The organism is Aquabacterium sp. (genome assembly GCF_036279675.1).
Classification (GTDB): Bacteria; Pseudomonadota; Gammaproteobacteria; order Burkholderiales; family Burkholderiaceae_C; genus Aquabacterium.
The window spans coordinates 1-6,349 of record NZ_DASUIS010000084.1; the positions used below are offsets into that span (position 1 = coordinate 1).

Sequence of the window (6,349 nt, forward strand, 5' to 3'; positions counted from 1 at the left end):
CGCTTGGCCGCGTACAGGCCTTCATCGGCACGGGCGATGGCACCTGACCAGTCCTCATCCTGGTGCAGGCTCTGGGCCACGCCGATGCTGATGGTCACACTCAGGCTGGTGCCCTCCCCGCACTGCACCTCCATGCTCGAGATGAGGTGCCGCAAGCGTTCCGCCACCTGCCGGGCATCGTCCACATCGGCGGTTGCCAGCACGATCAGGAACTCCTCGCCACCAATGCGCCCCACGCGATCGCCATCACGCAGGTTCTGACACAAGGCGTGCGCGACCTTGCGCAAGACCTCGTCACCCACACCATGGCCATAGCGGTCGTTGATGCTCTTGAAGTGATCGACGTCGCACATCATCAGGCACAGCGTCTGGCTGGCCTGCCTGCGATCGCGGTGCAGGGCCTCCAGGTGCGCCAGGATGGCCCGTCGATTGAACAACCCTGTGAGCGCATCACGCTCGGCCATGTCTGCGAGCTTGACCTCGAGCGCCTTGCGCTCCGTGATGTCGAGGATGGTGCCCACGATGCCCGTGACCTCACCGTCCACGCCATACAGCGCAGCCTTGTGAAACACCACGTGGCGGCGCTCACCATCGCAGCGTTTGATCTGGGCTTCGTAGCGCTGCTCACCACCCGATTGCATCAACACCGCATCGGCGTCGAAGTGCGATTTGGCGTACTCCTCCGGCGAGATGTCGAACACGGTCAGGCCGATGATTTCGCGTCGGCGTCGCCCTATCAAACGCGCAAAAGCACGGTTGCACCCTTGATAGACACCCGTCCGGTCCTTGAAGAACACAGGGGTGGGAAGGGCATCCAGGACGGACTGGACAAGGTCAGGTAACAAGTGAGAAAACAGCACTTCACCAGTCCTGGAAAGGTCAAAATTGGATTTGACATTATCAATGTAACAGTTGAAATGTCATGTGCAGTATTCACGCTTTGGCGACCGGAAACCACCGGAGGATCTGCAAGAAAACCAGGGTGCCGAGCAATGCGCCAACGACGGCCATGGCACCCAATGCACCAGGCAAGACCATCTTGAACAAGCCGCTCAAGGCAGGCACGAACAACACCACGCCCAACAGGCCGACGGTCAAGGCCAGCATGCGCCACAAGGCCGGGTTGGGCCGCAACAGACCCGACATCACATGCCCATGCAGCGATCGGTTGTTGACGATGAGCAGGATGTTCACGGCAATGAGCGAGACGAACCCGCCTGCCCGCGCCTGTGGCTCGCTCAGGCCTTGCTGCAACAACCAGGCGTATGCCAGGCCGACCGCGCACAGAGCCAGCAAGCCTTGCGTCAGGCTGTAGAGCATCATCGCCCTGGTCAGCAAAGGCCGCCCGATCTCGCGTGGGGGCCTGCGCATGATGTCGCGCTCGTCTGGCTCGGCCTCGAACACGATCGAGCAGACCGGGTCGATGATCAACTCCAGAAAGGCGATGTGCACGGGCATGAACAACAGTGGCCAGCCCATCAGCAAGGGCAGCAAGGTCAGGCCTGCAATGGGCACATGCACGGCCAGCACGAAGGCCATGGCCTTGCGCAGGTTGTCATCTATGCGACGCCCCAACTGAACGGCCTTGACGATGGCGCCGAAGTCGTCGTCCAGCAGCACCATCGCAGACGCTTCGCGCGCCACATCCGTGCCACGCGAGCCCATGGCCACGCCGATGTCGGCCGCCTTGAGTGAAGGCGCATCGTTGACGCCATCGCCCGTCATCGCCACCACATGCCCTTGCGCCTGCAGTGCCTGCACGATGCGCAGTTTTTGCTCCGGCATCACGCGCGCAAACACCGAGGCCCTGGCTACGCAAGCTTTGAGCGCCTCGTCCGACAGGCCTTGCAGATCTTCACCGCGCACCACATCAGCGTGCACATCCAGGCCAGCCTGATCGGCCATGGCCTTCGCCGTGGCGGGATGATCGCCTGTGATCATGATCACCTTGATGCCGGCTTCACGACAGGCCTGCACGGCTTGCGGCACATCCGGGCGCAAGGGATCCTGCAAGGCGACCAGCCCCATGAATTCAAAATCGAAGTCATGCTGGACGGCGGGCCAGTCACCGCCTTGCCTTGGGCCATCGTGCCGGGCTCTTGCCACGCCCAGCACACGCATGCCCTGGCTGGCGAACACATCGGCCACGCGCCGCACTTCGGCCAGTGCAGCCTCATCCAGATGACACAGGTCGGCAATGGCCTCCGGCGCACCTTTGGTCGCGACGAGGTGACCGTCCTGCTGCGGGGCCTGCCACACATGGGACATGGCCAGCATCTCGGTGCTCAGGCCGTATTCATGCACCAGTTGCCATGGCGCATGCGTGGCCAACTGCTGAGGCAGTTGCGCCTGCCCCAGCACCCAGAAGGCCTTCTCCATGGGGTCGAAGGGATCGCGCTCGCTGGCCAGGATGCCGTGCAGCAGCAAGGCGTGGAACGCCTCGGGCAAGGGCGCGGACGTTTCTTGCGCACGCCAGGTTTGCCCATTCACGTGCATGGCCGCAATGGTCATGCGATTGAGCGTGAGGGTGCCAGTCTTGTCGGTGCACAACACCGTGGCCGTACCCAGTGCTTCGATGGCACTGGCGCGCCGCACCAGCACCCGCTGCTGAGAGATCCGCCAGGCGCCCATCGCCATGAACACCGTCAGGATCAGCGGGAACTCCTGCGGCAACAGCGACATGGCCAGGGTGATGCCTGCCAGCACAGCCGCCAGCACGTCTCCCCGCATCCACACGTAAAGCAGCGCCACCACCACGCTCAGGCTGATGCCGATCACCGCAAAGGTGCGCACCAGGGCGCGTGTCTGCTGCTGCAAGGCCGGCGGCGCCTGCTCGATCTGATGCAAGGCCACGCCGATGCGGCCCAGCTCGCTGTGTGCCCCGGTGGCCGTGACTTCCGCCATGCCCAACCCTCGCACCACCATTGAACCCGAGTAGACCCAGGGCTGATCATCACCACCAGGCCTGCGCGCCGCGCCATGCGACGTCAACCAGGGCAGCTTGCGCACCGGCACAGGCTCACCGGTCAAGAGGGATTCATCGGCCAGAAAGTCATTGGCCGACAGCAAACGCGCATCGGCCGGCACCCTGTCGCCCTCCTCCAGCAGCAAGAGGTCACCCGGCACCACCTCGCGACCGGGTATGCGCTTGCGCTCGCCATTGCGGATCACCAGCGCGCGAGGGCTGCTGAGATCGCGCAAGGCTTCGAGCACGCGCTCGGTACGGGCCTCCTGCACAAACGAGATCACCAGCGTCAACGCCACAAAGGCCAGCAGCATGCAGGCCTCACCAATATCACCCAGGGCCAGGTAGATGCCCCCCGCCACCAACAGCAACTGCAGCATGGGCTCCCGCACCAGCTCCAGGGCAATGCGCCAGGCCGTGCGCTTGCTGGCTTGGGGCAGCTCATTGGGCCCATGTTGCTGCCACCGAGCCTGGGCTTCTGCGTCACTCAGCCCCGATGGTGTGGGGGCGATGGATTCAGGCAAGGGTGCTCCCAAGTCGTTCGTGGATCAACATGTCAATGTGCGTGACCTTGATGGGCTTGGGCACATAGTCGTCAAAACCTGCATCGCGGATGCGTTGCACGTCCATGGGCATGGCATTGGCCGTCACGGCGATCACGGGTGTGGCCCGCGTCTGTGGGTCACTGCGCAACTGCCCCAGCACGGCATAACCATCGGTATCGGGCAGGTGGATGTCCAGCAAGATGAGGTCTGGCCGACTGCTTCCGGCCAAGGCGAGGCCCGTCTGACCCAATGGGGCAGTCAAGAGACGCACACCCTGATGACGCGCCACGATCTGCTCCATGAGTTGCAGGTTGGCGGGATTGTCCTCCACATACAGCAAAGTAGCCACCCTGGGCGACGGGCGCCCGCCAGCCATCGTGGGCCCGATCGCCGGCAACGCATACGCTGTTCCGGCGTTGTCCGGCAACGCACTCCGAGACATGGCACGAGGCAGATCCACCCAGAAAGTGCTGCCAGCCCCCTCCTGGCTGCTCACACCCATGGTGCCGTGCATCAGCTCGGCCAGGCGCCGACACAGGCTCAACCCGATGCCAGTCCCCTCGATCTGCCCGGCCTCTGCGCCCAGTCGGTTGAAGGGTTGGAACAGCTGGTCGAGGTGATGCGCCGCGATGCCTCGGCCGTTGTCACGCACGGTGATTCGAATGAGTTGATCTCCTTGCGGCTGCGCCTCGATCCAGACCTGCCCGCCGTGGCGGTTGTATTTGACCGCGTTGGACAGCAGATTGAGAACAACCTGCTTGACGCGCGTGGCATCGGCCTCGACTGCCAGGCCATCCATGAGCCCCAGGTTCAAGGTCACGATTTGCTGCTCGGCCAAAGGCTGCATCAGCGCGATCAACTCGCGAGCAAGGGGAAGCAGCTCGACCGGCTCTGGATGCAAGGACACCCGTCCGGACTCCACCTGCTCGAGATCGAGCACGTCATTGATCAGGTGAAGCAGATGCTTGCCCGCACGCAGGATCTCCTGGGCATGAGCCCGGGACCGCCCCGTGCTGGAGGCATCCAGGTCAACGAGTTGGGCAAAGCCGAGGATCGCATTCATGGGCGTACGCAGTTCGTGGCTCATGCGCGAAAGAAACTCGCTCTTGGCCTTGCTCGCGCGCTCGGACGCGTCCCGCGCTTCGACCAGTTGCCTGGAGCGCTCCTGCACGATCTTCTCCAGCTCATCGCCATGCCGAGCCAGTGCCTGCTCGGCCAGCTTGCGGTCCGTGATGTCACGCGACAACGCGATGAAGTGATCTCGCTGAGAGCCTGCCATGCGCTTGCGGGCGACCGAAAGCTCGAACCAGCGCAAGCCCTGTGGCAAATCCAGGTGAATCTGGGCGCCGAAGGATGCCCCTCGTTCTGCCGCCTCGTGCAAGGCTCGCAGCACGATCTCCGCCGTATGGGGTGGCATCACATCCTGAACCCGCCTGCCGAGCAACTGCGCGGGCGGCACCACCAGCAAATCGGCTCGACTGGCTCTTACATCAAGGTAGTGACCATCCAGATCCAGCTCGAACATCAGATCGGGAATGGCCTCCAGCGTGGCGTGAAGCTGGGTCAGCGTCTGCTCGGCATCTCGCTTGGACTGTGTCAATTGACGCAGCGACTCGGACAGCTCACCGGTTCGCAAGGCTACACGTCGACGCAAGGCGATGTTCCATCCCCCTAACACCAGCAACAGCCCGCCCACGGACAAGAGGGTATAGGCGCCATAGCGCAAGTAAGGCGGCCCCCCCTCCAGGTGAAGCTCGGACCCGAGCCATCGGTCATGCGCCGCCTGTAAATCGGCCTTGGAAAGGGTGGCAAACCCGTCGCGCACCAGTTTGAACGTCACGTCGTCGCCCTTGCGAACCGCCCAGTGGAACTGCCCGACAAACAGGGGTGGCGAACTGCGGAACTGGTGCTCCAGTTGCTTGCGGACCAGAAAGTACGTGGCTGGCGGGCGATCTTCGCAAAATACCCTCACCTCACCAACGGCTGCGGCGTCAACCACAGCCTCATAGCTCGGATACTTGCGAAAGGTCTCGATGCCCTGCCGAACCAGAAAGTCCACACAGGCATCGCCATCTTTCACGCCAACCGTGAAACCCTTGAGCGATTCGGCATCGGCGATCCCGGAAACGCTTTCGTGGAAAAAAATGGGAACTTCAATGTCGCTGTAGGCCGGACCAAAGTCGTAGATGGCCTTGCGAGGCTCGGTCTGAAACAGGGTATCGATGACATCCGCCTGCCCAGCCTGAATCCGGGCCTGCGCCTTGGCCCAGTCCATGCCAATCAGATCAACGTGGATGCCCGTGCGGCGAGCCCACAGCTCCCAGACATCCTTGCGCACGCCTTGCAGGCGACCTGCGGAGTCCCGAAAAATGTAAGGTGGGTAGTTGTCGTCAATCACCACGGTCAGGGAGCGACGCCCCTGCACCGTCTCTTGCGCCGCGCAGACCAGGCTCCACCACATCCATGCCAGGGCCAGCAGGCCGCGCATCACGGACATGCCAACATATCGTTGACTACACATGCGGTCCCCTCGTTCATGATTTCTATGGTCGGCAGGGATGAGGACAAGCATCCTTGCGCTACATCATGTCCGGGTCCAAGGCATCCGAATGAGGGGGCGCCGCCCCCGAGCGCAGGCTGGCTTCTTCACCTGCCGTCGCTACAATTTACTACTGCTACGCGTACAAATTGACGGCGTAACACCACGCCCCATGCGAAATACAGCCATCACCACCATGCGCCAGCAGCGTTTCACCCTCTGGGTGAGTCGCGTCATGCTGCTCGTCATGGCGATGAACCTGCTGGCGCCAACCCTGCTGGAGCGTCTGAGCCGCTGGAC

General features: G+C 62.9%; 3 protein-coding genes. All 3 read right to left on the reverse strand.

What is annotated here, in order from left to right; genetic code table 11:
* A partial coding sequence (locus VFW93_RS10400) for a diguanylate cyclase (protein WP_329693926.1) occupies nt 1-860 on the reverse strand: 860 nt, incomplete at its 3' end.
* A 73-nt stretch (nt 861-933) separates the two neighbouring features.
* Nucleotides 934-3,489: a cation-translocating P-type ATPase gene (locus tag VFW93_RS10405; protein WP_329693927.1), complete on the reverse strand. Its 2,556-nt coding sequence runs from the start codon at nt 3,487-3,489 to the stop codon at nt 934-936.
* Complete coding sequence (locus VFW93_RS10410; protein ID WP_329693928.1) at nt 3,482-6,007, reverse strand: ATP-binding protein; 2,526 nt, start codon at nt 6,005-6,007, stop codon at nt 3,482-3,484. Before VFW93_RS10410 ends, VFW93_RS10405 begins: the two co-directional genes overlap by 8 nt.
* Nucleotides 6,008-6,349 lie beyond the last annotated feature (342 nt).